We start from the raw sequence: 24,092 nt of genomic DNA on the forward strand, positions 1-24,092 counted from the left end.
CGGCTGCCCGCTGTCGTGGAGGGGGAGTGGGTGTCACGGTGCGTGGTCGCGTCCGTCTCGTGGGGCGAAGGCTGTGAGGGCGTCGGTGTCGGTCGCGCGGGCGTGCAGGAAGTAGTCGGCCCATGCGGTGATGTCGGGGTAGGACGAGTCCTGGCTGAGCTGGGTGGCTGCGGCTTGGAGGTCGAAGTGCGTGGTGCGGAGTTCGACGCCCGGGCCCAGGAGGGCCCAGTGTGCTCCGGTCCGTCCGTAGGGCATGCCGATGCTGCCGGGGTTGATCACGAGTCGGCCGTGGGCGAGGCGGACGAACGGCATGTGGGTGTGGCCGCAGGCCACGGTGCGGATGTCGGTATCGAGTCCGTCGAAGATTTCCGTCCAGCGGTCGAGGCGTGAGTCGACCACGACGACCTCTTCGTCGTCACGCGGGGTGGCATGGCAGAACAGCACCTTTCCCAGGCCGTTCACGGACAGGGAGAGTGATTGTGGCAGCGAGCTGAGAAGGTCGAGATGGTCCTCGCGGAGCTGTTCGGCTGCCCAGGGGGTGATCGGGTCGGGGATCGTGTCGCGTTGCCCCCGGCGGTATTCGAGGAGTTCGCGGTCGGCGTTGCCGCTGATCCATAGGACGCGGTCGCCGAGGCCGGTCAGCAGGTCGAGAACCTGGGCCGGTTGCGGGCCGGCGGTGATGTCGCCGGTCAGCACGATGTGGTCGGCGTTGCTGACGTCTGGTTCGGCGAGCACTGCCTCCAGGGCCGGCAGGACTCCGTGAATGTCGGACAGGACGGCTACTCGGTTCAGCATGGCCACCACTGTGGGGTGGAGGCAGCCGAGTGGTGTGATCTTTCGCCGGGCGCGTAGTTCGAGGGGGCCGTTGGCCGGTGGGCATGAAGCCGGACATCAACTCGCCTCGGCCCGGGGGTGGTTGGGGGAACGAATTCCCCGAGACCCCTTGCACATTGTGCACACCCCTGGCAGAGTCTTCCTCGTGAGCACAAAGTGCACACCAGGCGGGCCGGACGGCCCACGACCCAGGGAGACCCCCATGAACGGACACGACATCCAGGCCATGATCGAGCGGGAGAAGGCGGAGGAAGAGGCGCAGCGTCAGCGGCTCATCTCCCTCGCGGAGGCGCAGGCCGACGCGGTGATGGCGGCCGTGCAGGAGGAGCTGCGGCGCGAGCGCGGCTACTAGAGCAGCCAGGGGCGGCCGGACACTGCCAGGCGGACGGCCGCCCCCCTTTCACCCCTCCCGACGCGAACCAGGGAAGGACACCACCATGTTCGCATCGCTGTTCGTTCTCTTGTACCTCTCGCATCTGCTTGCGGACTACCCGTTCCAGACCGACCACCAGGCCGTGCACAAGGCCGCGAAGTCGGGCGCCGGATGGCGGGCGAACCTCGCCCACGCCGGGACGCACGTCCTCGTGTCGGCACTCGCGCTGACGGCCGGTCTTCTCGTCCTCGACCTGCCGCTGTCCCTCCCGGCCGCCGCGGCCGCGCTGCTGTGGATCGGCGCGACCCACAGCATCATCGACCGCCGCTGGCCCGTCCTCGTCTGGATGGAACGCATGCGCCAGCCGGAATTCGCCGACCGCGGCGGGGCCGCCCATGTCGACCAGACCGCCCACCTCACCGCCCTCACGATCGCGGCCCTCGCCCTGGCCGGCCTCAGCTGAGCCGGCACCGCACCGCACGCTCTACCGCCCCGATGGTCGAAGGCCGGGTCCGACTCCCGGCCGGGGCACGGGCCCGCACTCCGGCGGGCCGCACCGAAGAAATGAGCACAGCACGTGTCCGTCAACGTCACCAAGACCAGCAGCACCACGGCAGAGATCACCTGGGAACCGGGAGACGACCCGTCGGGCCGGATCGCCCGCGCGGTCGAGGGCGACCAGCTCGCGTACGCGCTGGAGGCCCTGGGCAGTGCGACCGGCGTGGTCGACGAGCCCGAGGGCACGCCCGAGCGCGACGCGCTCGCCGCCATGCACACCCTCGCCCTGGCCGACGAGCTCAAGCGCCGTTCCACCGCGCAGGTCGTTCGCCTGCGCGACGTGCACGGCATGTCCTGGCGGCAGATCGCAGCAGCCCTCTGGGACGACATCGACAAGCACTCCCACGCCCGGCGCGCGTACGAGTCCGGACGCCTCAAGGCAGGCAACCCCGTTAAAGGAAAGGACAACCCCTCATGAGCGAGCAGACCCCCGAGGAGCTGATGGCCGCCCTTCGCAAGGCGGCCGAGGACCTCGAGGAGGCGACCCGGCGGCAGGCCGAGGCGATCGCCGAGGCCGCCCGGCGCGACGGCGGCTGCTGACCGCCGAAGCCGAACGTGGCAGCCAGCAGCAGCCCGAAGCACACGCACCTCCACTCCCGTACCCCCGCAGCACCACCGAGAGCCGAGGAGCACACCGTGCCGGACAACAGCAGCAACCAGCAGGACCAGCAGAACAACCAGAACACCACTCCCAGCTCCAGCGACGCCGTGGTCATGGGCGACACCAGCAACAGCATCACCAGCGGCACCTACACCGAGCCGCTCGTCTTCGGCGACCTCACGCAGTAACCCCGACCTCGGCCCCCGTCCCGCATCCCGCACTCCCGGGATGCGGGACTTCGCTCGTGAGGGGGTTCTCGTCCCGCTGCTCGGGACTGGGCAGGTGCGCCCGCAGGCAACCGCGGACCAAGTACGGGCTCTTCCCGGCGGTCCACGGCGCGTAGAGCTCCACCGTGCCGTCGGGACCCACCTTCTCCTCGATGTGGGCACCGAGATGTGCGGCCCAGCGGACCATCAGCTCGCGGGTTTCCTCCGGCGTGCGGAACGGCCCACCCGTCTCTCCGGTGAGGAAGCCGTCGTCGTCCAAGAGCCACACGTCCATGAAGGACAGGTACGGGTACACCCGATCGACATGTTCATTGAGCTCGTTGAGGAAAACCTCGGCGCGCCGGTAGGCCGGGGAGCTCGGGCCAGAGGTGGCAGCATCCGTCATGCCCGTCACCCTAGAGCCGAGCCGCCCACCGGCTGCCAGACGGGTGCCGCAGCCGCACACGCCGTACCGCGCCAGCCTCCCTCAGCACTCAGAAGCTCAGGTGAGCAAAGTGCCTGAGTCCTCGCCAGGAAACACGGGCGATCATCCGGCTCTGACAGGCCGGGCAGTGCAGCGGGGCACGGGCGCGGTGGATGGCGGCCCAGTCAAGATCGCACCCCAGATCCGGCTGGGTGGCATCCAGCCGTCCATACCGTGCGTGCTGCGCGGTGAAGGGCACCTAGGGGCTCTGCCCACCGGACTGAAAAGTCATACCGGGCTTTCCCGCAGAGTGCGGAACGCGGTCATGCTCTACCTCGCGGGTGCGCCAGACAACTACATGCGGACCGCCTCGGTCGAAGGGTTCTACCACTGCGGACCCGGGCTCGTCGTCGAGGTCCTGGCCGGAACGTTCCGGCCTGCCACGGTCACGGTGACGTGCGTCCGGCAATAGCGGCGTAAAACGACCAAGGCCGACACCCGAGGTGTCGGCCTGAGCGGGCTGGTGCGGCAATTCACGAGCCCGGTTTCCCTGTTGGTCAGCATTGGAGTCAGGAGCAATCAGGGGCCCATAAAGACCATGTCCTTAAGGGAAGTTGAAAGTGTGCAACCGTCGGCGGGTTTCCCGCAAGGCGGATTGGAGCGCGGGCGCATCAAAGCGCCCTAGCACCCCCTACAGACAGTCACGCCCTGCGGAGTGAACGTGCAGATCAGGTCACGCACTTCCCCGGAGGTTGACGTTCGTTGTCAGCAGCATCACGTGGGGTTGCAAGCCGCCGGCGGGGGACGGCTCCGCATCAAAGCGCTCCCCCGGAGCGCTCGCCCGCCCGTTTGCAGGCCACGGGATGACACCATTTGTCGACGCACCACGCCGAGAGCGGCGGCAATCGCTCTGTGTGTGCACCCAGTTGGAGTCAGTAGCGTCCGGCGGCCTTCGTGCCGCCGGACTCGATCAGGGAGCTGTCCATGTCCAACACCTTTTCGACCTCCTGCGTAGAACACGGCGCACCGAGCTTCCGCAGGCTCAATGCCCCCGAGGCCGTGGTCATCATCGTGATCGTCGCCTCGGCAGCCGTACTCGTCGGCGCCGCGGCTGTTCCTGTCCTGGCCGCTGTGCAGCTCGTCGCCGGAGCGTCGTTCGCCGCCGGTATCACCCTCTTGCTCAGCACCCGCCGCCCGCTGCGCGGGCTGCGCTCCGCCCTGCATGCCGTCCTCGCCCCGAACGCGTGAGGAGGAGCTGGTGGGACGCCGCGAACGAACGATCACCACATCCAATAGAGCGCTGCGGGCCCTCGTCGAGTGGCTCCGCGCCCACCGCGCCGCCCAGGGCCTGAGCTACCGCGACCTTGCCGAGCGCACCGGAGTGCACGCCACCACCCTGCAACGGGCCGCGTCCGGTGCAACGGTGCCCACCCTGAACGCGGTCCTCGCATACGCGCGCGGGTGCGGCGCCTCAGCCGACGAAGCCCGTCTCCTCCTGCGCCGGGCCCGGCAGGAGCAGGCACACACCCCGTATGCCGGAAGGGCGCCCGCCCCGCGGCTCGCGCTGGTACGCGACTTCGCCGACCTCAGCGCTTCCCTGCGCTGGCTGTACGAACGGGCAGGTGCGCCGACACTGCGCGAGATGGAAGCGAAAGCGGGCGGGTACGGAATACTGCCGCGGAGCTCTGCGCACCGCATCGTGAACAGGCAGACGATTCCCTGCAGCCTGAACCAGCTCCACGCGTACCTCCGCGCCTGCGAGGTGCCCGAGAAAGACTGGGCCGCCTGGGAAGAGGCATGGAACCGTGCGCAGCGTGTCGAGAGAGAACGACTCATCCCCGACCGCGCATCGCTGCGTTTCGAGGAAGGGCTCAAGAAGGCGATGTTGCTGGACCCTCCGGTAAGGCGGCAGCGTCACACGCCCATTGACGACCTGGCGGCGCGCCGAGTAGCCCAGCGCTACGTCGATGCCGCCGCTGAACGGGCGATCCGCTCTCTCGTCTCGGACCTGGAGCGGGAGGCGTTGCCTAGGTCTACGGCTGTCCGGCTCTTCTGATCCGGCTTCTGCTTCCGCCGCCTGCTGAAGGCGGCGGAAGCAGAAGCGTCCAAGCCGGGGAGGCCGGGACAGGGAGAGCGGCTCGACGAGGCGTCAGGCGGCGTACGGGCCGTCGTCCCGTTCTTCGCGGCCCGCAGGCGGGGCCGGCGGCGGGGAGGGGCGGTGGTCGCGGATCTTCTTCGCGGCCCAGGAGGTGGTCGCGACGACGAGGACGGTGCCCAGGCCGCCGAGGAACTCGGGCAGGGCGTCGTGAAGAACGTCGGACATGGGGCGGGCACGCCACGTCGGAGGCCCTGGCGTGCCGTGCTCCTCTGTGCGGTGCGGCGAATGGAGGGGGTGCGCCCGGACCTCTGGGCGCGTCAGCGGGGACGGTCTCGGCGGCGCTGCCCCTAGTTCCCAGTCGCAGGAACCCCCTTCAGGGGCCGTGTCGCTTACCCGGCGTCAGTCTGTCTGGTCGGCCCGGTTGTCCGGGCGGGTTCGGCGCTTTCTCCGGGTCTGCGAAAGAAGATCCATAAATGGTCAGGGCGGCTGTGACCGTCGTCGCGACAGGCGTCCGCGATTCGCGGACGAGAGTAATCGCGTCGGATAACTGCCGAGGGTTATCCGATGTCAGGCGGTGCTTGGTGTGGCTGCAGACAACGAAGCCGCCGCCCGGAGGAGGGCGGCGGCTGTGAGGGGCTATAGCTCAGGGAGTGCGGGTGACCGCTCCGGAGGTGAACCACTGGACCAGGACCGCAGCGAGGTGCACGACGGCCCGGGCAGCCTCCAAGGTCTCCGGCACGGTCGGGGTGTCGCTGCCGTGCCGGGACGTCTGGCCCTCCCACAGCGTGCGCATCATCGCCTCCACCGGAGCCATCGGGTCCCCGGGCGAGGGGATCGCCGTGGTGAACTTCTGCCGGGAGTTCCTGATCACGCTGAGCATGCTGCCGAGCGTGGCCTTGCTGTTGTTCGGCTCGATGACGGCCTTCGTCGCACACTCGACGGCCTTGATCGACTCGCTGTAAGTGCGCACCGAATCAGGGTTCCGCCCGTACGCCGCCCGCCAGGCGGCAGCAAGGTGGTCTGCGGCCGAGCCTGCTGCAGAGTGGGCTGCCGCATCAGTCATGGTCAGATGGACGGCATCGCGCACAGCGGGGGTGACGCGATCCTCCAGCCCGTCTGCGCCTTCGTTGACCTGGTAGGCCGATCCAGCAAGGTTCAGGATCTCGCCGAGTTCGTAGATTTCTTCCTCATCCACGCCTCCCAGGCGCAGCAGCTCGTCCACCACGTCCAGTAGCACGTTGTTGGCCGTCTGCACGAGTGCCCGGCTGTAGGACATCCGGCCGGGAACCATGGGTCCTGGGTCGAGACGCAGTCGGAGGCAGATGGACATGCCCACGCTCTCGGTGAGTGCAGAGTTCAGCCACTCCCGGAGCGGAACGAGCAGATGCTTGGGTACCCCGCTGAAGGGGCCGTCGTTCTCAGCGGCAGCGACGAGGCCGGCGCGGATGGAGAAGCGCTGGCGGGGCGTGGTTGTCATGACGGAACGGTAGTGGGGTGGCTTCCTGGAAGCGAGAGGCTTTCTGTCTCTTGATAATGACCACGAAAGTGACCTCGTACGCGGGTGGCTCTGCATCTCCTGCCACACCCGCGAGGGCATCGCGGTCGGCCTCGGCACCGTCTTCGCCCCCTATCGCGAACGGCCGCCCGCTGTGATCCTCGGGCTGACCATGCGCTACTGCGACCCCTTCACCGGACACTACGCCCGACCGGCACCGCTCGAGGAGTACGGCTGGGACGACAAGGCCTCCGCCGGCCTCGCCTGACGCGCCGCATCCCCGCCCCGCCAGGACCCGTTAGACCCAGCGGCCCGGCTGGGGCGGACGCCTGTCCGCGGCCCTTACCGGCCGGGCCCGTTCTCCAGCCGAACCATGAAGGGGCGGACCGCAGATGCAGCACACGCACGCTGTCATCGTCATCACCCGCAGCATTGTCCGGAAACGCGGGAAGGGAGGCACCACGTCGTGCCTCTACACCGCTCACTGCCCGGCCCTCGGGCTCACCGGCGCGGGCGCCGATACCCCGCAGGACGCCGTACGCCGCCTCACGGAGTCGATCCCAGCCGACGCCGTGGCCCCCCTCCAGGACTGTGTGCCAGACGAGCTGGTCGTCGCCCTGCCGGTACAGCTCACGGCGGCCGACGAGGAGGGCGGCCCCGCGATCGAGTGGGGCGACGTCGACGAGGCCGACTTCGTCTGCGTCCGCACCCTGGGCACCAACGAGCCCACCATCGCTGCTGTGCTGCGGCTCCTGAAAGGCACGGAGCGCGATGTGTTCCTCGGCGAGGTCCACCGGGCGACACTCGGCGACCAGCTCACCCAGATGCTGACCCGCTGGTGGGTCCACGCGCTGCTCAGCCGGTACAAGGTCCCGGTGGCGACCATCGCGAACATGCGCCTGATCGAGCTTCCCCCGCAGCGCGACCCCTCGCCCGAGGCCAGCGCCTGTCAGACCCATTAGGTCTGACAGGGCCAATCAGGGCGGCGTGCAGCCGCTACCGCCCCGCGGCGGCCGCGCAGGCGGCCGAGCAGAACTGCGGCGGCACTTCCGGTCCCGCCCCGATCTGGAGCGCCGCACCGCAGGCACAGCGGCCGCCGGCGAGCTTCTGGATGCGGCGGCGGGCTGCCTGGGACACCCGCATCAGCCGGAAGTATTCGGTGTCCATCGTGTGTTGCACCTGCGCGGCCTGCTCGCCGAAGTACACGACGTCGACCATGTCCGGCTGCTCGTAGGCCGACGCGATCAGCGCGGCCTGGACCGGGAAGAAGGCGCCCTGGGCTACGGCGGCCGCGATCAGCTGGTCGCCCTCCTCGCCCAGCGGCACGGCGGCAGGGCTTCGGGCACTGAACTCCTCATGCTGGACATTCCCCCACGCCATGGCCATCTCGATGAGCTCGTCCTTGGACCGCTCGGCGAGGTGCCGGTGGGGGCAGTAGGGGATCAAGTGCGCCGAGACCGGACTGAGTTCGCAGCCGGGGACGCGGCACCGCTCTGTGACGTAGTCGTCCTGGGAGAGGACCATCTCGAAACGGCGACCGCCGCACGCCACGATCAGCGAGTGGAAGCCGTTCCGGGACTCCAGCTCCAGCTCGGTGGACCTGCTCGCGGGCGCCAGCAGACCGAGGAGCAGCAGGACGGTCGAGTACGGCACCGGCCCGCCCAGCGGGGCGAAGTCGAACATCTCCGGGGCCCACTCGGGGTCGACGGCCGGGTTCTCGCCGGTCCAGTCCGACGCGGTCCCGCAAGCGGTGAGCAGCTGCCCCAGAGAGAACGGCCCGGGCCGGCTTTCGGCCTGGGCCTTGCAGAGTTCGGCGGTGTACTTGCCTCCGGTCTCGCGCTGGGCCTGGCGGGCGCGCTGGGCGGCAGTGTTCTGGTGACGCGGCATCCGTCTTCTCCGGACTCGACGGGCGTGCCCACGCTGCCCGTCGACGAAGAGGAAAGACGTCGGGGCGACGCGGGCCCCGTAGGACCTTGGCCGATCGCGGGACGACGGCGTGGGCGTCGGCCTGCGGCGGGTGGCGGTGCGCGTCCAGCCGAAGGCACCGTAGCGCAACGCCGAGCACCAGGCCGACGGGACTGTCCAGCCGATGGAGAACGCCACAGACAAGTAGTCGGCGGCCAGCGCCGGAAAGAATCGCACCGAACGCGCTGATCGCAGCGCTGCCCAAGGCCCGCGCCGGAGAACGCCTGTGCGACCTGGGGCGCGCCCCAGAAAGAGACTCGGGGCGCAACCCAGGAGGAGACCTAGGACACGACCCAGGCGGAGACCAGCGAACCGCACGGCCAGGACCCGGAGAACGTCGCCATGACAGCCTCCGGGGCAGCGGGCTGGTGCCTCCGACCGTTGCGACGGCGGGAGTGCCGGCGGAGAGGCGGCAGGAGGTACCAACACATGTATCAGGCCGATCGAGGTGGCCGGGATGAAGCCGGCGGCTTATCGGCTCCGGGCCTGCGGGTCCTCGCGTGGGTCTGGCCTGTTTCCTGTCCGGTGAGGGCCCGGTGCTTGATGTTGACGGCCGCGCCGATGTCGGCGTGTGTGCTGTGTCCGCAGCTGGTGCAGGTGAACAGGTCGCGTGTGCGCCGGCTCTTCGCGTCCACATGTCCGCACCGGTGGCAGGTCTGCGAGGTGTAGGCCGGGTTCACCGCGGTGAGCTGCGCGCCGTAGCGGGGCGCCTTGTACTCCAGCTGACGGCGGATCTCACCGAAGCCGACGTCCAGGATCGACCGGTTCAGCCCCGACTTGGCCTTCACGTTGCGCCCCGGGGCCTCCACGGTGCCCTTGGCGCTGCGGGTCATGTTCTTCACCTGCAGATCCTCCACGGCCACGTGCGCGAACTGCGTCGTCAGCTGCTTGGTCAGCAGGTGCTGCGTCGAGGCGCGGCGGGCCGCGACCAGGGCCTCCAGCCGCACCACGTGGTCACGCGCCTCACGCCACCCCTGCGACTGCTCCCAGGCCGGCACCCCCTTCACCTGCCGTCGCGACATCCTGCGCTGCCACCGCCGCAGCGACGCTTGCGCCCGCTCGAGATGACGCGGGTTCTCGAACAGCTGGACCTTCTCCCCGCCGGCCAGCAGCGGATCGGAGGTAGCGGCGAACACCTTCACGCCCAGGTCGACGCCGACAGCGCCCGCCATTTTCTGACGGCGGGTCGCCTCCACCGGCGCCGGGGCGGGCATGCGCACGTTGAACGCGGCGAACCACCGGTGGCCCTCGCGGGCCACGGTCACCGACTTCGTCACCCCGCCACGCTCCAGGAGCCGGGCCAGCGGGCGCGCAGAGCGGTGCAGCCGCACCACGAACGCCTTCTGCCCGCCCTTCGCCTGCTCACCGCCGATCCGCACATGCCGCAGGCTCCCCGGCACCAGCTTCACACTGAACATGCGGAAACTGTCCCGGCAGCGCCCGCGACGCTTGGGCCTCGGATAGCCGACCTGCACACCCCGCTTCGACGCGCTCCGCCAGTTGTTAAACGCCCTGTCGGCGTCCTGGAACGCCTGCTGGCACACGATCGCGTTCACCCCCTTCCACCAGGGGTAGAGGAACCGCGGCTCCTGCCCCGGCAGCAGCGGGCCGGGCAGCGGCTGCTCGCGCACCGCGAGGAAGATCTTCTGCATCTCGAACGCGCGCGGAATCGGAACATCCGGGGCGTTCTTGGCCGCTTCCTGGGGTGTCTGCCCCTGGCGGATCAGGAGGTCCCGACCGTTGCTCCACCGCTGCTGGGCGGCCTTCTTGATGCCGTAGGCGAAGTTGTAGGAGCACCGCGACGCAGTGGCGTACCGGTGGAGGATCTCGACCTGGTCGCGGGTCGGGTCGAGCGGCAGCCGGACCACAACAGTGCTGGTGTCTTTGTCCATGTTGACAGCTTTGCACCCACCACTGACAATCGATTTGCCCGAAAAATACCGAACGTGTCGTACAGGGTTTTGCCCCGTGACGGCATCTACGGTGTGGCTGTTGCTTCATTGCTGACGGAGCCAACTCGTCCCCTGGACAGGGGAGTAGTACGTCCGTGGACTGCACCAGCCTTCGGGCAAGGGCAGGAAACTCCGCCTCGACGACGAGACGGACGGAAGCGGACAGGCTGCCTGCCGATGCGGGCAGCCAGCGCGGCCGGGCAACCGGCCGTCTGCCTCTCTTTGCGCGGAATGTGTCGCGCTGTGCGTGTATGACGGATTCCGTGAAAGTGGTGCTGAACAGGCGCGGACACAACAGACTTCGCAGGTCGGCAAGGGTGCCGTCCACGCGCGCAGGGGCAGTCCCAGGGTCGGAACCGGGATGCCCCAGTGGTCGGAGTGCCGTCCACGCGCGCAGGGGCAGTCCACACGCCCTGAACAGGTCGTTTGAGCTTGACCCGTGCCGTCCACGCGCGCAGGGGCAGTCCCGCGACGTTCAAGACGCGCCAGTCGACGCAGGCGTGCCGTCCACGCGCGCAGGGGCAGTCCCCCCAACGGCTCCGGTACGGCCGCCACCTACTCGTGCCGTCCACGCGCGCAGGGGCAGTCCCAGCCCCACCGAATCGCGGTCACCTGAGGCGAGGTGCCGTCCACGCGCGCAGGGGCAGTCCCTCGGACGAGGGCATGGGCTGGATGGCCGCGAAGTGCCGTCCACGCGCGCAGGGGCAGTCCCGACCGTCCCCACACCGCATTCGGCGGCCGGATGTGCCGTCCACGCGCGCAGGGGCAGTCCCCCTTCAAACGGCCTGGTCAGGCCGCCCGGAGCATGCCGTCCACGCGTGCAGGGGCAGTCCCTCTGTCAACCCTTTCCCTAGTTGTCCGGGGTTGTGCCGTCCACGCGCGCAGGGGCAGTCCCACCCAAATCACCGCGGCCGGGGGCGGGAGACCGTGCCGTCCACGCGCGCAGGGGTAGTCCCACGGAGGCGACCTCTCCAAGGCGTCGGAGATCGTGCCGTCCACGCGCGCAGGGGTAGTCCCGTCGAATGCTCCGCGACCGGCGGCGTCCTCGCGTGCCGTCCACGCGCGCCGGGGTAGTCCCACCCAGATCACCGCAGCCGGGGTTGGGAAACCGGGCCGTCCGTGTGTGCAGTCGGTGATCAGAGCTGGTCTTGTAGGTGCGTGCGCCGGGTGAGTACTAGGGTGCGCCATCGGTGCTGTACGTGCTGGGCGCCGTCGATCCAGCGTGCCGGGGAGGCTTCGTCGAGGGGCAGGTCGGCCATGAAGCGGGCGATGTCGCGGTAGTAGGCGTAGTCGCCGTTGCTGGTCTTTTCCCGCAGCCGGACGGTGGCCGCTGTTACCTGCTCTTGGTCGTCTTGGACGGCGTGGTGGAAGGCGAGGGCGAGTTCCAGGGCGAGTTCGGCGTACGTGACGCCCGCTGCGGTGGTCTCGGTGCGCAGTGCTTGGCCGCGGTCGGTGATGTCGGCGTCGGTGCGGCCGGCGTCGCGGGCGAGTGCTGCGATGTGGGTGATCAGGGTGGTGACGCGCAGGTCGACGCCCGCCAGGAGTTCCTGGGCGAGGGCGAGTTCGCTGTCGGCGACAGCGGGGTCGGTGAAGGCGAAGGCGAAGGCGCGGTGGGCCTGGCTGTTGCCGCGTTCTCCGGTGATGCCGTGGGTGTCGGCTTCGTCGCGTGCGGTGGCGTAGGCGGTGGCGGCGCGGTCCATGTCGCCGTGGGCCCACCAGATGTCGCCCTGGACGCGGTGGTGCTACTTCGGCCGGGAGTGAGACGCCTTCGAGGACTGCCTGTGCGGTGGATTCGGAGTGGCCCCGCCGTTCACTTCTGCCTGGCACGACTCCGAGGTCGCACGCCACGCGCTGGCGGACGTGGTGGAGGATCCGGAGGACGGGCTCTCCTACTTCGAGGACATCGTGCGACTCCTTGAGCGGTGCGGTGTCACGGTCGTACTCCGGTGAGCCGCAAACGCCCGAACGAATACGTTCCCGTGATGCCAGGGTACGGGTACGTACCCGTACTGCAGTAGCAGACGACTGCCTCCATGCCGTCATGCATGTTGTTCCGGGTGCCGCCCCCATCCTTTCCTGCTTGCACCCTCACAACAACTCGCAGAAAGCGCAGGTGTGTTGCGTAGGGCAAGCGCGTGTTCCCTTCGCTCTGTGTGCGCGCTACGGTCGTCCTGTTGCAAGATCGACAAGGGGGCGGGTTGTGAACGACCACACCATCCGCTCTGACCTGGTCGCGCGTGATGATGCAGACCGTCTGACACTCCGCCAGCGGGCGGTCCTGGACAGCATCACCGACTCCATCCGCACCCGCGGCTACCCGCCGTCCGTGCGCGAGATCGGCCAGACGGCGGACCTGTCCTCCACGACCTCGGTCATCCGGCATCTGCGCACCCTGGAACGCAAAGGCTTCCTGAACCGCGACGCCTCCCGCCCCCGCGCCTACACCCCCACCGCCCGTGCACTGGCCTTGGCCACCGCTACCCAGCCCACAGCCTCCGACGACCGCCCCGCGAAAGACGTCGAGGAAATCCGGCGAGAAGCCGCAGTGGCCTGGGTTCCGCTGGTCGTCCGGTTCACTGCAGGTACGCCGCACCAGGCCGGACCGCAGGTGCAGGAGGTGCTGCCCATGCCACGCCAGGTGGTGGGGGAGGGGGAGCTCGTCGCCATGACGATGCGGGGCACGAGCATGACCGATGCGGGGATATACGACGGTGACATCCTGACCGTGCGACGCCAGCGCGTTGCCGCACACGGCGACATCGTCGCCGCTCTGCTGGACGACGAAGCCGGCGAAGCCACCGCAAGGAAGCTTCAGGTGACCGCGGACGGTATCTGGCTTCTGCCGTGCAGCCCTGCTTTCACTCCTGCTTCCCTGACGAGCAGGACAGCGATCCTCGGCAAGGTCGTGGCGGTTCTGCGCACCCTGTGACACCGCGCCCGTGCAGGTTCCTGTTTGCCCGTCGTCCGACGGTGCCGTACCCCGTCTTCGTGAAGAGGAAGTGACGCGCAGTCCAACTGTGCGCACATGCCCTTGTGCAAAGTTCCTCCCCGGCGAGACAGCAGCCTAGGGCGGCATCCGACCACCGGGTGAACACTTTGCAGGCGCGCTGGAGTGCTCGTATGCGAGTCCGGATCTTCTCTGCGGGCCAGGCCACTCCATCACGAGGTGGCTACACCAGTCATATGCATGGCTTCTCTGAAGCAAAGGATCATGCGCGGCGAGGGAAAAGTACCGGCCACCTTTTTCCGTAGAATCCTTACCGCCGCCCAAAAAACCTCCATCCTCTTCAGGTGATGTCCCGTCATTTCACCCCGAAGCGGAGGGGCTTATTTCTGTGCGCATGTGTTCACTTCTTTGGGGTAAGGCTGGTCTCTCTGTGTGCGAAGTGTGTGACTGTGTGCGCCTCCGGTGACCAACGGGGTTGCCGGTGAGTCACTTTCCGTGGGGGGAAGTTGATGCAGAAGCACACCCATGCCCGCACCCAGATACGGGCGAGACGCACATTGACGGTGGCCCTGGCGGTCCTGGCCCTGGGCGCGGGAGCGCTCCCGACCGCCATGGCGGACCCGGTGGAGCCGCCGCCGGTCCCCGCGAACTCGGTCTGGGGCAAGACCACCACCAAACTGCCCGTCCCGCCGGTCAAGGTGGGGACGAACAAGGCTCCCGCGCCGGTCGCGGAGGCGGCCCCGTCGAAGGACCGCGCCGTGTGGCGGGCGGCACAGAAGCAGCGCTCGCGCTCCTCGCAGAAGGCCCGCCTGGCCGCCCCGGCCGCGCCTCTGCTGGCGGAGATCCCCCAGGGACAGGGCGCGGTCCCCTGGCACAAGATCTCCGACTTCCGCATCACGGACGCCCTGGTCGCCCGGGTCAACTACTCGACCGGCAACCTGATGCTGGCGGGCACGGACTTCGACGTGCCCGGCGTGGGCCAGTCCCTCCAGCTCACCCGTACGTACAACTCGATGGACGCCCCGTGGGGCAAGGTCTCCCAGCGGTGGTGGCAGGGCTGGGAGCGGTACGCGCAGGTCAGTGACACGGAGTTCGCCTGGTTCGACTCCACCGGCGCCTCGGTCCGCTTCGTGAAGAAGGCCGACGGCACGTACACGACCCCGGCCGGTTACTCGAAGGACCTGACGGCGAACGCGGACGGCACCTTCACCCTCACCGACCGCAAGTCCGGCTCGAAGGACACGTACAACGCGGGCGGCACCCTGACCAAGGTCACCGACCGTAACAACGGCACGATCACGGTCACGCAGCACGACGAGGGCGCCGAGCACAAGGGCTTCAAGCTCACCGAGACCCGCTCGGGCCGCTCGGTCGACCTGGTCAAGACGGACGCCTCGCAGTGGCAGGCCAAGGACCACACGGGCCGCACCGCCGTGTTCGACCTCAACCCGGCCGGCGACCTCGCGAAGACCACCGACACGGCCGGCAAGTCCACGTCCTTCGAGTACGACGCCTCGCGCCGCCTCACCCGGATCACGACCCCGGACGGCCGGGTCACCAACTTCGGTTACGACGCGCAGAACCGCGTCACCTCGATGCAGCGGGCCACGGCCTTCAACGGCGACGCGCACACGGGCCCGACGTACTCGTACGCCTACGAGTCGGGGAAGACGAAGGTCACCGACCCGGAACAGCACACCACCACCTACGAGCTGAACAAGGACGGCGGCGTCACCAAGACCACCGACGCCCTGGGCCACTCCCGCTCGTCCACGTACGACGCCAACCACAACGTCAAGACGGCGACCGACGCGATGGGCGTGGGCACGACACCCGGCAACGAGACCGCGTACGGGTGGGACGCCCGCAACAACCCCACCTCCGCCAAACTCCCCACCGGGGCGACCTCGGCGGTCGGCGGGTACGCGACGAAGGCTGGCCGTGACGTTCCCGGGTCGATGGAGTCCGCCGACGGCGAGAAGACCTCCTTCACCTACGACGCGGCGGGCAACACCGAGTCGGTGGCGGTCTCCGGTACGGGCGGGGGCACGGAGAAGTACACGTACAACAAGGGCACCCCGACCTGCGGCGGCTTCGAGGGCCAGCGCTGCACGCTCACCGACGCGCGCGGCAAGGTCACGAAGTTCCAGTACGACGCCAAGGGCAATCTGACCGAGGTGACCCCGCCCGCACCGCTGGGCAAGACGACCTACACCTACGACGCCCTCGGACGCATCGAGACGATGACCGACGGGCGCGGCGTCAACGCGGTCTACAGCTACGACAACCGTGACCGCATCACCGAGGTCTCCTCCTCCACGACCACGGTGCGCTACGTCTACGACGGTGACGGCAACCTCTCCCAGCGCACGGACGACGGCGGCCTGATCAAGTACGCCTTCGACCCGCTCTCGCGCGAGACGGTCCGCACCCTCCAGGACGGCTCCCAGACCGAGCTGACCTACACCCCGGCCGGCAACGTCGACACCTACAAGGACCCGGCGGGCCTGACCGACTACACCTACGACGCCGCGAACCGCCTCACCGCGTTGAAGGACCCGGCGGGCAAGACCACGACGTACGCCTACAACAACAACGACAAGCGCACCAAGACCACTTACCCCGGCGGCACGGTCCAGGACACCACCCTGGACAAGTCCGGCCGCCCCACCCTGATCAAGGCGACCTCGCCCAAGGGCACCCTCACCAACACCTCGTACACCTACTCCTACCTGGCCGGCACGGCGACGAAGGACGGGAGCAAGATCCGCACCTCCACCGACGGGATCATGGGTCTGACGAAGACCTACACCTACGACAGTGCGGGCCGCTTCTCCTACTCCGAGGAGAAGAAGGGCACCACCCTCGCCGCCTCGTACCAGTACTGCTACGACGCCGCCGGAAACCTCACCTCCCAGGGCTCCGCGAAGGGCTGCCCCTCCGGCATCGCCCTGACCTACAACGACGCCTCCCAGCTCATCTCCCGCGCCGGGTCGACGACCGGGTGGGGTTACGACAAGGCGGGCAACGAGACCGACGGCGCCAGCGGTGTCGAGCGCGCCCGTACCGGCGGCATCTGGTCGGATCACTCCCAGCAGACCTCGGTGACCGTCGCGGGCAAGAAGTACAGCGGCCTCTACGGCTCCACCGACCAGTCCGAGCGCCTCTTCTACGGCGACACCACGATGCACAACGGCCCCCTCGGCCTCTCCGGCAAGACGGACCCGTCCGGAGACATGGGATTCAACCGGGAAGCCTCGGGCACCCTCAACTCCATGACGACCGCAGGCAAGTCGTACTACTACCTCACCGACGCACAAGGCTCCGTCCTCGCGCTCGCGGACGAGACCGGTACGAAGGTGAACGAGTACCGCTACAGCCCCCGCGGCGTCGACGGCACCTTCACGGAGAGGGTCCCCCAGCCCTACCGGTACGCCGGTGGCTACCAGGACCCCACCGGGTTGTACCACTTCGCTGCCAGGTACTACGACCCGCGCATCGGCCGCTTCACCAGTCCCGACCCCTCTGGGCAGGAAAAGAACCCGTACCTGTATGCGGCGGGCGATCCCGTCAACGGCATCGACCCCCAGGGAACAGATTACTGCGACAACGTGAGCCAGTTTTGGGCCAAAGTGGGAGGAGCGGTTCTTGAGCGATGCCTCAACAAGAAGGACAAGGCGGAGTACAACAAAACATCGGACAAAATGGCCAAGTGGGCAGGAGAGTGCGCAGACCTGGATATCCCTGCCGTCAGCACTGGGTGTTCATGGGGTAGGGGTGCAGCGAGGCTTCAGAAATGGGTGCGCAACCTGTAAGCACAGCGGTACTGACGCAGTTTCTCGCTGCTGGCCCCTAGGTCGGCACTGAATTCCATCAAGGTCTGGCGGCTGCCCCTTTTCCTCGACTGGGCAGCCGCCAGGCCCTCAAATTAAATAGGAGGCTGGGCGGAGTGAGTCACTACTTCGACCCGTGGAAAAGGTTCTTTACCTTCAACGGGCAGAGTAACAGAGCGGATTTCTGGGTATTCTTCCTGGTCAATATAGCTATCGCCGTAGCACTGCTGGTTCTGGGCCGCGTTGCAGGACTTCCCGAACTGTCCATTGCGTGGTCTGGATTAATTCTCATCCCCACCTATGCGGCCATGGCTCGCCGTCTTCACGACACCGGTCGATCGGCGTGGAACATTCTCCTAGTCCTTATTCCCATTGCCGGTTCGGTAATTCTGCTCATGCGCCTGGCTGGTCAGGGCAAGGCCGACCAGCCCATGGGCGCCCAGATTGGCGCGAAGCAGGGTACATGAACTGCTGAATTTCAAAGGGCGTTCGCTTCTGGGCTTGCGCTGAGGTCGTACGGCGTGTCATCGGTGGGCGGTCAGATAGGCGTGGCGGGCAGTGACCAGTCCTCGCCATCGTCGTCGGGTGTGCTGTGCGCTGTCGATCCAGTGCGTGGGCGAAGCCTCCTCGATGGGCAGGTCAGCCATAAAGGCGGCGATGTCGCAGTAGTAGGCAAAGTCGCCGTCGCGGGTCTTCTCGCACAGGCGGCTGACAGTCGCTGCCACCTGGTCCTGGTCGTCTTGGACGGCGTGGTGGAAGGCGAGGGCGAGTTCCAGGGCGAGTTCGGCGTATGTGACGCCCGCTGCGGTGGTCTCGGTGCGCAGTGCTTGGCCGCGGTCGGTGATGTCGGCGTCGGTGCGGCCGGCGTCGCGGGCGAGTGCTGCGATGTGGGTGATCAGGGTGGTGACGCGCAGGTCGACGCCCGCCAGGAGTTCCTGGGCGAGGGCGAGTTCGCTGTCGGCGGCGGAGGGGTCGGTGAAGGCCAGGGCGAAGGCGCGGTGGGCCTGGCTGTTGCCGCGTTCTCCGGTGATGCCGTGGGTGTCGGCTTCGTCGCGTGCGGTGGCGTAGGCGGTGGCGGCGCGGTCCATGTCGCCGTGGGCCCACCAGATGTCGCCCTGGACGCGGTGGTGGCGGCCTTCCCAGCCCAGGGTGCGGGCGGTGGTGAGGGCGGTGGGGAAGTCGCCGGCCATGCGGGCGAGGTGGGCCAGTCCGCGGCGGGCTGCGGGGGCGAGGCGGCCCTGGCCGTCGGCGACGGTCTGCATGCCCGCACGGGAGGCCGGGCTGTTGCCGAGGTCGCGGTGGGCCTTGGCCCGGTAGTACAGGGCCATGTGCTGCAGGTCGTCGGGGAGCAGGCGGGTTTCGATAACGGCGGTGAGGCGGGTGACGGTGTGCGAGCGGTGCTGGTGCTGGCGGCGGGCGAGTGCGCTGAGGAGTTCGACCAGGACGTCGGCGGCCGTCTCCAGCTGCACCGGGCCGGGCCCGTGCGGGACTGACGGGGCGGGCGGGGCGAGCGGCTCCCACACCGAGTCGCTGACGTAGGCCCAGGCGGCGTCGGTGAGCCAGCCGAGGTCGAGGCGGAAGTCGCGGGCGAGGGCGAGGCCCTGGCGCAGGCAGCCGACCAGGAGGCGCCGGCCGGGCCCGGTGTGCTCCCGCCACTGGGTACCGAGCGCGGTCAGGGCCCGGTTGGCGGCTTGTGTCCAGTCGGTGGGGGTCCAGGCGTCGTCGGTGGCGTCGTCGGCGGTGCGCAGGGTGGTGCGGATGAGGGCGTGGAGGTAGTAGGGCCACAGGCCGAAGGGGTTGTCGCGGACGAAGGGCCGTTCGATGAGGCGGCGGGCGGCGCTCTCGTGGGTGAGGGCGGCGGTGGTGACGGCGAGGGTGGTGTCGAAGGCGTCGAAGAGGGAGGCGGCCCGCAGGACGTTGCGTTCGTCGGGGGTGAGGTCCTGGAGGGTGCGGGTGATGAGGGCGGGGAAGCCGCCGTCGAAGTCCGCGGGCAGGGGGATGCGGCCGGTGCGGCGGATTTCCAGGACCCGCATGACCGCGAGGTCGAGGTACAGGGGCAGCCCGTGCGAGCGGGCGGCGATCTGCTCGCGCAGGGCGGCGGGCAGGAGCGGCTGCCCTGTGGGGGTGGTGAGGCGGCGGGCGAGGTAGTCCTCGCAGTCCTCCGGGCTGAAGTCGCCGACCAAGATCTGCCGGCCCCGCGCGCTGCCGGGTGCGGGGCGGGGGAGGGGGATGTCGTGGGCGGCGAGGCCCGGCCAGGCGTGGGGGCCGGTGAAGTCGAGCTGCCCTTCCAGGGCGGGGTCGGCCCACTGGAGGCGGGAGCGGCCGGTGACGACGAAGAAGGCGTTCGGCATCAGCCACACCAGGCGTTGCAGCAGGCGTTCCAGGTCGCGGTGGGTGCGGTCGCCGACGTCCTCGAACGTGTCGAGCAGGACGACCGGCAGCACCTTCTTCCCGGCGGGGAGCTGGTCGATCTCCCAGGCCAGCAGGTGCGGGTAGTAGGAGAGGGCGTCCAGGTCCGCTTCCGCCTCCAGGAGGTCGGCGAGCCGGGCGCACCCGGCCAGCGCCCGCACCGACTGGCGGCGCTCGCGCAGCGCCCCGACCAGGGAACCGGTGACCTGGCCGACGACGGTGCCGACCGTGCCGGGCAGCAGCAGCGCCTGGGCGACGTCGGAGAGCGCGGACTGCATCTGCTGCGGCAGGTTCTGGGTGGCCTTCGTGGCCAGGGTGGAGCGCCGCAGGTACTCCTCCAGCGGTTCCCCGGGGTGCTGGCGTTCCCAGTAGCGGCGCAGCGCGATGTCGAAGGCGGGCAGGGGGTGGCCGAGTTCGGCGAGCGCGAGGCGGATCGTGAGGATGACGCGTTCGAAGTCGGTGCCGGCGGAGCGGGCGAGGTCGATCCGTACGGGCAGGATCTGCCACCCCGCGGGCCACACCGGCTCGCCCCACTGCGCCGGGCGGTCCGCGGTGTCCTTCAGCGTGGTCTCCAGCTTGCGGGAGAGCACGGTCTTGCCGATGCCGCCGACGCCGTGGAAGACCAGGAGGTTGCGGCGGGGCGCTTCGAAGTCGTCCACCTGGAAGGAGGGCCGGGCGAGGTGGTGCAGGTGCTCGGTGAGGGCGGCGGCGACCAGCTGCCACTGGCCCTGCCGGTTGGTGAACGCCTCCCCGGCCGTGACGTTCTGGTCGTTCGAGCCGAACAGCGCTCGCAGATCCCGCCCTGCCATACCCACCCCCGTGTGTGATCACCGGACTCCAACCTACGTGCGACCCCCCGCAGTTGGGCAGCCACTGCCGGTATGGGTTGGGTGCGCCGCTCTTCCCGGGGCGGTGCCGGCACGTGTTGCCTTGGCGGGTCCGTCCCCGCACACCGAAAATGATCTTTCTTTGCCCCTTGGAACCGGAAGGCATCTCTGATGAACAGCCCGAATCCCCACAGCCCCACACCTGAGCACGGCTCTGGTGCCGGTTCCGGTTCCGGTGTGCCGGGCCCAGTCAGCGTTGAGGCCGCCCTGGAGATGGTGGGACAGGTGATCGCCGGATACCGGCAGCAGATCCACACCGAGCGCCAGGCGCCCGCGCCGGACCAGGAGCGTCTGGAGGCCCTGACCGCGGCCGTACGGGAAGCCCAGGTGGACGAGGGCGCCCTGGAGGAGGCCGACGACACCGAAATCGCGCGTATCGCCGCACGCTACGAGGCGGCCTTCAAGGACCTCTTTGGCCAGTAGGCCCCCTCAGGGACCGGCACGGCGGGCCCGGGCAGCGCCGCCAGCACCCTGCCGGCCCCGCGGGAGCCTGCGCGGGGCATCAGCAGGGCGGCGAGCTGGAGGGTTTCCTCCAGCTCGGCCCGGTACTGCGGCACGGCCCGGCGCAGGTGCTCGTGGACGGCCAGGAAACGGGCGGCTTCGTCGGCGCTGTAGGGGCGCAGCCGTTCCTCCACCAGTGCCCGCACCCCGGTGGCCTGGTGCCGCCACCGGCCGTCGGGGGTGCGGGTGTTGTGGTGCAGGACGGTGGTGTCGCGCCGTACGACCCGCACCTCGCCGACGACCGGGCCGGCGCTGTCGTCTTCGGCGGCGGCCAGGGCGTCGGTGACCGCGGCGAAGCACTGGTCGTGCCCGCCCGTGGAGGTGTAGCGGGCGGGCAGGCCGCGCCCGCTGACCTCGGCGTAGCGGGCGGCGGCACCCTGACGGCTGTCGGCCGCCCGCACCGCGAGCACCACCAGCTCGACCCGGTACCCCGCCCGGTGGCAGCGTGCGGCCCCCTCCAGGAAGCGCCCGGCACTGCCGGGAGCGATCTCGATGACCATGTCGCCGCGCCGCTCGCGCACCCACGCTTCGGCGCGGTCCTGCCAGGCCGTGTAGTCGTGGCGGATCCGGGCCCCGGCAGTGCGCGGTTCGTCCTGGAGCAGCCGCAGGTAGTCCGGGTGCCGCGTCTTGAACCGCTCACCCACCACACGCACCGGACGGCGGCCCTGGTCCCGCAGCTCCCGCAGCGCCTTCAGGGCGGCCCGGGTCTTGCCCGCCCCGGGCTGCCCCATCACGTACACCGCCCGCGGCCGCTCCTGGGCGAGGACGTCGTCCAGGTAGCCGGGCACGATCAGCTCGGTGAACGTCCAGTCGTGCTCGGCGGCGGAAAGGCGGTGGTAGTCGACGCCCGGCGCCGTGCGCAGGGCCTGCGCGGTACGGCGCACCGGGGCGGCCAGCGCCGCCACCCGGGCGACATCGCGCTCGACCGCCAGCCGGCTGTCCTCGGGGACGGACGCGGCGTGCAGGCGCCGTACGGTGCGGGCGAGGTTCCGCTCGAAGCCGGCGGTCTCCGCGGCCGACCACGGCCGGTTCCGCTCCTGGGCGACGTGCGTGCTCGCGGCGGGGGTGCGCTGCCACCGGCCGTCGCACAGCTCGTTGTCGTACAGGACCGTGGCGTCGCGCCGCACGACGATGATCCGGTCGGCGAGCTGCTCGCGCTCGATGACGTCCAGGGCCGTCAGCAGCTGCTGGGCGCAGGTGTCGTGGTTGTCCCAGGACACGTACCGCCCGCCCGGCCCGTCCAGGGCCCCGTGAAGGAAGCGGTCCAGTATGCCCGCCTGGCTCAGCGCCAGCGGGGCGGCCACCGCGACCAGTTCGAGGCGGGCGCCGTCCTGGCGGGCGGCCACTGCGGCGGTGCGGAGCTCCTCCACGTCGGCCAGGGCGGTCTCGGTCACCGTGTCGTACCGGCGGGAACGTGCGTGGGCGGTGAGCTGCTCCTGCCACCGGCGGGTGTCGGTGCGTACCCGCAGTCCGGCCGTGCGGACGTCGTCGGCGAGGAAGGCGGCGTAGTGCGGGTGCAGGCCCTTATAGAGATCACTGCTGATCCGGACGGCACCGCCCCGCTGCTCCAAGGCGTCTTGCACCAGGTCCGCGACTGCGGTCTTCCCGCTTCCCGGCGGCCCGGCGACGAACACGCGGACCGGCCGGTCCTGACGAGCGGCCGCCGCCGTCCAGGTCGACAGGATCCGCCGACTGAGGGCGCTGTCCGCGGGAAAGGGGGGCGGATCGCCCGCTGCTAAGTCGGCGAGGGCCTCCTTCGTCACCGGGTCTGCCGTCCCTTTCGGCACGTTTACCTGGGCGAGCAGCTCGCCGTACTTCTCCACCAACGCCTCCCGGCCGCGTGCGAGCTCTTGTGTCCCGTAGGAGGTGACCGTTCTGGCTCCGCGGACGGTGTCGTGTGCGGAGCCAGAACCGTCGAGCCGCCTACTCGGTGCTCAGTTTCTGGCGCAGCTGGTCCAGGGTGGGTCCGCCGGGCGTGTGCCACAGAGTCCAGCCGTTGATGACGTTGCCCGTGACGGCTTCCGCCGCCTTTGACGGGGAGGGGAAGGGCGAGGAGTGGCCGTCGACGATGAGCTGGCCGTCGGCGGTCACGACCGCGCGGCCCGACCGGTTCGCGCGGCGCTGGTGGAAGGTGAGGACGGTGCCCGGCTTCAGCAGGTCGGCCTGCATCAGAGCGGCAAGCGGCCCGTGCGGAATGACGGGCGCGGCCGTGGCGTCGTCGGATCCGCCGCCGAGGGACAGAGTGACGTGGATGGTGTCGTCGCCGTTCGCGCTCGTGAGCCGGGCGATGACGGCGGGGTCGAAGTGGATGCTGAGCGTGGCCATGCGTTCTCCTGCCATCAGCGGCCCTGAAGCCTGTTCGCTTAATTCCGCTTCGATTCTAAGCGACGTAAGCAGCTTATATCAACTTCTCATTCCAGCGGTTAAGGAGAATTTTGGGGGATCTCCCAGCGCACCGTGGAGCGGTACGTGACGGGCAAGCTCAAGCGGCCCCGCCAGGACCTGCGCGGCCGTCTGGAGCGCGAGGTGAAGAAGAGGTGGCAGCCGCAGATCCGCGCGAAGGCGAGGAAGAAGGCGGCGTCCACGGACGGGCTGGTCGTCTCCACCCGCGCCCGCTTCGGCTTCGAAGCCGCCGACGGCACGACCGACGACGCCCGAATCCGGGACATCACCCAGGCACTGCCGCCCGAGTACGCCGACAAGCCGTTCACCGCACGGGAGCAAGGCGCCAGCGAGGGCCAGCTCCGGCAGATCGCCGCCGACGGCCTGGCCCGGATGTACTTCCGGGCCAACAACTCCCGCGCGCACGGGTTGGGCGTGGAGTTCACCGACGTGGAGCGGCTCGACATCGAGCTGTAGGTCACCGCCCACGGCAGGGGCCCGGACCGGCGCTGTGACTCAGCGCTTCAGTTGGCCAATGAGCGCTTCAGTTGGTCACACTGAGCGCCGTAGTTGGCCACGCTGCCGAAGGGGGACGGATGACGAAGCACTGGTCGGCACCGCTACTGG

The 24,092-nt window shown here is 69.3% G+C and carries 24 protein-coding genes, 1 pseudogene and 1 CRISPR repeat array; of the genes and pseudogenes, 15 read left to right on the plus strand and 10 right to left on the minus strand.

Annotated features, from left to right (window positions below):
* Positions 1-33 precede the first annotated feature (33 nt).
* The gene (locus ACZ56L_RS34035; RefSeq protein ID WP_471068856.1) at positions 34-795 is read right to left on the minus strand and encodes a metallophosphoesterase family protein; all 762 of its coding nucleotides are present in this window, start codon (positions 793-795) and stop codon (positions 34-36) included.
* Positions 796-1,036: 241 nt separating this feature from the next.
* Here ACZ56L_RS34035 and ACZ56L_RS34040 point away from each other — a divergent pair, with 241 nt between their 5' ends.
* From ACZ56L_RS34040 to ACZ56L_RS34060, 5 genes are all read left to right on the plus strand, one after another.
* Complete coding sequence (locus ACZ56L_RS34040; RefSeq protein WP_471068858.1) at positions 1,037-1,186, plus strand: hypothetical protein; 150 nt, start codon at positions 1,037-1,039, stop codon at positions 1,184-1,186.
* Between the two features lie 85 nt (positions 1,187-1,271).
* A complete protein-coding gene (locus ACZ56L_RS34045) occupies positions 1,272-1,670 on the plus strand; it encodes a DUF3307 domain-containing protein (protein WP_471068860.1) in 399 nt (132 codons plus the stop codon).
* A 114-nt stretch (positions 1,671-1,784) separates the two neighbouring features.
* Positions 1,785-2,183: a hypothetical protein gene (locus ACZ56L_RS34050; RefSeq protein ID WP_471068862.1), complete on the plus strand. Its 399-nt coding sequence runs from the start codon at positions 1,785-1,787 to the stop codon at positions 2,181-2,183.
* Positions 2,180-2,305, plus strand: a complete 126-nt coding sequence (locus ACZ56L_RS34055; RefSeq protein WP_471068863.1) for a hypothetical protein — start codon at positions 2,180-2,182, stop codon at positions 2,303-2,305. The genes ACZ56L_RS34050 and ACZ56L_RS34055 overlap by 4 nt, the downstream gene beginning before the upstream one ends.
* A 96-nt stretch (positions 2,306-2,401) precedes the next feature.
* Positions 2,402-2,554 (plus strand): hypothetical protein, encoded by a 153-nt coding sequence (locus tag ACZ56L_RS34060; protein ID WP_471068864.1) that lies wholly within the window; start codon positions 2,402-2,404, stop codon positions 2,552-2,554.
* Here ACZ56L_RS34060 and ACZ56L_RS34065 read toward each other — a convergent pair.
* Positions 2,544-2,978, minus strand: coding sequence for a hypothetical protein (locus ACZ56L_RS34065; RefSeq protein WP_471068865.1), 435 nt, complete (start codon positions 2,976-2,978; stop codon positions 2,544-2,546). The two genes, ACZ56L_RS34060 and ACZ56L_RS34065, sit on opposite strands and share 11 nt — an antisense overlap.
* A 343-nt stretch (positions 2,979-3,321) precedes the next feature.
* Between ACZ56L_RS34065 and ACZ56L_RS34070 the strand changes: the two genes are divergently transcribed.
* The 3 genes from ACZ56L_RS34070 to ACZ56L_RS34080 all read left to right on the plus strand — a co-directional run bounded on the left by ACZ56L_RS34070 (position 3,322) and on the right by ACZ56L_RS34080 (position 5,052).
* Positions 3,322-3,468, plus strand: coding sequence for a hypothetical protein (locus tag ACZ56L_RS34070; RefSeq protein ID WP_471068867.1), 147 nt, complete (start codon positions 3,322-3,324; stop codon positions 3,466-3,468).
* Positions 3,469-3,980: 512 nt separating this feature from the next.
* Positions 3,981-4,244, plus strand: a complete 264-nt coding sequence (locus tag ACZ56L_RS34075) for a hypothetical protein (protein WP_471068869.1) — start codon at positions 3,981-3,983, stop codon at positions 4,242-4,244.
* 10 nt (positions 4,245-4,254) lie between these two features.
* Positions 4,255-5,052 carry a helix-turn-helix domain-containing protein gene (locus ACZ56L_RS34080; protein ID WP_471068872.1) on the plus strand — a complete coding sequence of 266 codons (798 nt, stop codon included), beginning with the start codon at positions 4,255-4,257 and terminating at the stop codon, positions 5,050-5,052.
* Positions 5,053-5,145: 93 nt separating this feature from the next.
* On the opposite strand, the gene ACZ56L_RS34085 is transcribed toward ACZ56L_RS34080, so the two are convergent.
* Both ACZ56L_RS34085 and ACZ56L_RS34090 read right to left on the minus strand, forming a co-directional pair.
* Positions 5,146-5,319, minus strand: a complete 174-nt coding sequence (locus tag ACZ56L_RS34085; RefSeq protein WP_471068877.1) for a hypothetical protein — start codon at positions 5,317-5,319, stop codon at positions 5,146-5,148.
* Between the two features lie 418 nt (positions 5,320-5,737).
* Complete coding sequence (locus ACZ56L_RS34090) at positions 5,738-6,571, minus strand: hypothetical protein (RefSeq protein WP_471068879.1); 834 nt, start codon at positions 6,569-6,571, stop codon at positions 5,738-5,740.
* A 410-nt stretch (positions 6,572-6,981) separates the two neighbouring features.
* Between ACZ56L_RS34090 and ACZ56L_RS34095 the strand changes: the two genes are divergently transcribed.
* On the plus strand, positions 6,982-7,551 hold the full coding sequence (locus ACZ56L_RS34095; RefSeq protein ID WP_471068881.1) for a hypothetical protein: 570 nt from the start codon (positions 6,982-6,984) through the stop codon (positions 7,549-7,551).
* A gap of 34 nt (positions 7,552-7,585) precedes the next feature.
* On the opposite strand, the gene ACZ56L_RS34100 is transcribed toward ACZ56L_RS34095, so the two are convergent.
* The 3 genes from ACZ56L_RS34100 to ACZ56L_RS34110 all read right to left on the minus strand — a co-directional run bounded on the left by ACZ56L_RS34100 (position 7,586) and on the right by ACZ56L_RS34110 (position 12,206).
* The gene (locus ACZ56L_RS34100; RefSeq protein ID WP_471068883.1) at positions 7,586-8,476 is read right to left on the minus strand and encodes a hypothetical protein; all 891 of its coding nucleotides are present in this window, start codon (positions 8,474-8,476) and stop codon (positions 7,586-7,588) included.
* A gap of 512 nt (positions 8,477-8,988) precedes the next feature.
* Positions 8,989-10,446, minus strand: a complete 1,458-nt coding sequence (locus ACZ56L_RS34105) for an RNA-guided endonuclease InsQ/TnpB family protein (RefSeq protein ID WP_471068885.1) — start codon at positions 10,444-10,446, stop codon at positions 8,989-8,991.
* 377 nt (positions 10,447-10,823) lie between these two features.
* Positions 10,824-11,584: direct repeats of the CRISPR family, unit length 29 nt; unit sequence GTGCCGTCCACGCGCGCAGGGGCAGTCCC.
* 58 nt (positions 11,585-11,642) lie between these two features.
* Positions 11,643-12,206 (minus strand): hypothetical protein, encoded by a 564-nt coding sequence (locus ACZ56L_RS34110; RefSeq protein WP_471068887.1) that lies wholly within the window; start codon positions 12,204-12,206, stop codon positions 11,643-11,645.
* A gap of 97 nt (positions 12,207-12,303) precedes the next feature.
* On the opposite strand from ACZ56L_RS34110, the gene ACZ56L_RS34115 reads away from it, so the two are divergent.
* The 4 genes from ACZ56L_RS34115 (at position 12,304) to ACZ56L_RS34130 (ending at position 17,753) form a co-directional block, all read left to right on the plus strand.
* Positions 12,304-12,456, plus strand: coding sequence for a hypothetical protein (locus ACZ56L_RS34115; protein WP_471068889.1), 153 nt, complete (start codon positions 12,304-12,306; stop codon positions 12,454-12,456).
* A gap of 250 nt (positions 12,457-12,706) precedes the next feature.
* Positions 12,707-13,435, plus strand: a complete 729-nt coding sequence (lexA, locus tag ACZ56L_RS34120) for a transcriptional repressor LexA (RefSeq protein ID WP_471068891.1) — start codon at positions 12,707-12,709, stop codon at positions 13,433-13,435.
* Between the two features lie 527 nt (positions 13,436-13,962).
* Positions 13,963-17,268, plus strand: coding sequence for an RHS repeat-associated core domain-containing protein (locus ACZ56L_RS34125; protein ID WP_471068893.1), 3,306 nt, complete (start codon positions 13,963-13,965; stop codon positions 17,266-17,268).
* Between the two features lie 134 nt (positions 17,269-17,402).
* The gene (locus ACZ56L_RS34130) at positions 17,403-17,753 is read left to right on the plus strand and encodes a DUF805 domain-containing protein (protein ID WP_471068895.1); all 351 of its coding nucleotides are present in this window, start codon (positions 17,403-17,405) and stop codon (positions 17,751-17,753) included.
* A 57-nt stretch (positions 17,754-17,810) separates the two neighbouring features.
* Here ACZ56L_RS34130 and ACZ56L_RS34135 read toward each other — a convergent pair whose 3' ends face one another.
* Complete coding sequence (locus tag ACZ56L_RS34135; RefSeq protein ID WP_471068897.1) at positions 17,811-20,504, minus strand: tetratricopeptide repeat protein; 2,694 nt, start codon at positions 20,502-20,504, stop codon at positions 17,811-17,813.
* Positions 20,505-20,759: 255 nt separating this feature from the next.
* On the opposite strand from ACZ56L_RS34135, the gene ACZ56L_RS34140 reads away from it, so the two are divergent.
* Positions 20,760-21,005, plus strand: a complete 246-nt coding sequence (locus ACZ56L_RS34140; protein ID WP_471068899.1) for a hypothetical protein — start codon at positions 20,760-20,762, stop codon at positions 21,003-21,005.
* Here ACZ56L_RS34140 and ACZ56L_RS34145 read toward each other — a convergent pair.
* Both ACZ56L_RS34145 and ACZ56L_RS34150 read right to left on the minus strand, forming a co-directional pair.
* Positions 20,969-22,906: a zeta toxin family protein gene (locus ACZ56L_RS34145; protein WP_471068901.1), complete on the minus strand. Its 1,938-nt coding sequence runs from the start codon at positions 22,904-22,906 to the stop codon at positions 20,969-20,971. The genes ACZ56L_RS34140 and ACZ56L_RS34145 overlap by 37 nt on opposite strands.
* A gap of 100 nt (positions 22,907-23,006) precedes the next feature.
* Positions 23,007-23,408 carry a restriction system modified-DNA reader domain-containing protein gene (locus ACZ56L_RS34150; protein ID WP_471068903.1) on the minus strand — a complete coding sequence of 134 codons (402 nt, stop codon included), beginning with the start codon at positions 23,406-23,408 and terminating at the stop codon, positions 23,007-23,009.
* Positions 23,409-23,522: 114 nt separating this feature from the next.
* Between ACZ56L_RS34150 and tpg the strand changes: the two are divergent.
* Positions 23,523-23,942, plus strand: a pseudogene (gene tpg, locus ACZ56L_RS34155) (telomere-protecting terminal protein Tpg); the annotation flags it as partial.
* Between the last annotated feature and the right edge of the window lie 150 nt (positions 23,943-24,092).

This window comes from Streptomyces sp. NPDC039736 (genome assembly GCF_055596485.1).